This is a genomic window from Micromonospora sp. DT229 (assembly GCF_049844505.1).
Taxonomy (GTDB): Bacteria; Actinomycetota; Actinomycetes; order Mycobacteriales; family Micromonosporaceae; genus Micromonospora.
Genome location: NZ_JBNCLD010000051.1, coordinates 1 through 1271 on the forward strand (window position 1 = coordinate 1; position 1271 = coordinate 1271).

Sequence of the window (1271 nt, forward strand, 5' to 3'; positions counted from 1 at the left end):
ACCAGGTGTTGGTGGGTTTCGGTGAGTTCGATGCGGGTGCCGCGGATTTTGGTTTGGTGGTCGGTGCGGCCGTGGTAGTGGATGGTGCCGTTGTGGGTGGTGTGGGCGTGGTCGCCGGTGGTGTAGATGCGTTGGCCGGGTTGGGTGGGGTGGGGGCGGAAGGTGTCGGCGGTGTGGCCGGGTTGGTGGTGGTAGCCGCGGGCGAGTTGGGTTCCGGCGATGGTGAGTTGGCCGATGGTGTTGGGGGGTTGGGGTTGGTGGTGGGGGTTGAGGATGAGGATGTGGTTGCCGGGGGTGGGGTGGCCGAGGGTGATGGGTTGGTGGGGGGTGATGGTGGTGGTGGTGACGTCGATGGCGGTTTCGGTGGGGCCGTACATGTTGTGGAGGGTGGTGTGGGGGTGGTGGTGGTGGAAGGTGGTGGTGAGGTCGGTGGTGAGGGGTTCGCCGGAGCTGATGACGTGGTGGAGGTGGGGGGTGGGTGGTGGGTTGGTGGTGGTGAGGTGGTGGAGGTAGGTGCGGAGCATGGCGGGGACGAAGTGGCAGATGGTGATGTGGTGGTGGGTGAGGGTGTGGTGGATGGTGGTGGGGTCGCGGTGGGCGCCGGGTGGGAGGTGGACGAGGGTGGCGGCGTGCAGGAGGGGCCAGGTGAGTTCCCAGAGGGAGACGTCGAAGCTGGTGGGGGTTTTGTGGAGGATGCGGTCTGTGGTGGTGAGGGGGATGGTGTGTTGCATCCAGGCGAGGCGGTTGGTGAGGCCTTGGTGGGTGTTGATGGCGGCTTTGGGGCGGCCGGTGGTGCCGGAGGTGAAGATGAGGTAGGCGGCGTTGAGGGGGTGGGTGTGGGGTGTGGGTGGGCGGTGGTGGTTGGTGGTGGTGTGGTGGCGTAGGTGGTTGACGGTGTGGGTGGTGAGGGTGTGGGTGGGTTGGGCGTCGGTGGTGTATTGGTGGAGTCGGTGTGGGGGGTAGTCGGGGTCGAGGGGGAGGTAGACGGCGCCGGTTTTCCAGATGCCCCACATGGCGGCGGTGAGGGTGGCGCTGCGGGGGATGGGTACGGCGATGATGTCTTCGATGCCGATGTGGTGGGCGAGTAGGTGGTGGGCGACGCGGTTGGCCCAGGTTTCCAGTTCGGTGTAGGTGATCGGGGTGCCGTCGGTGTCGATGACGGCGGTGTGGTGGGGGTGGGTGTCCACGGAACGGTGGAACCCTTCCAACAGGCCGGGACCGGGTACCGGATCCGGCCCTGTCATCGCCGCCGCCGGTGCCGTCCATACCGG

At 67.0% G+C, this 1271-nt stretch carries 1 protein-coding gene; it reads right to left on the minus strand.

The features are described from left to right. The coding region (locus ACLQ2T_RS29230) for an amino acid adenylation domain-containing protein (RefSeq protein WP_425769573.1) at positions 1-1187 on the minus strand (1187 nt) is incomplete at its 3' end. Positions 1188-1271: the final 84 nt, after the last annotated feature.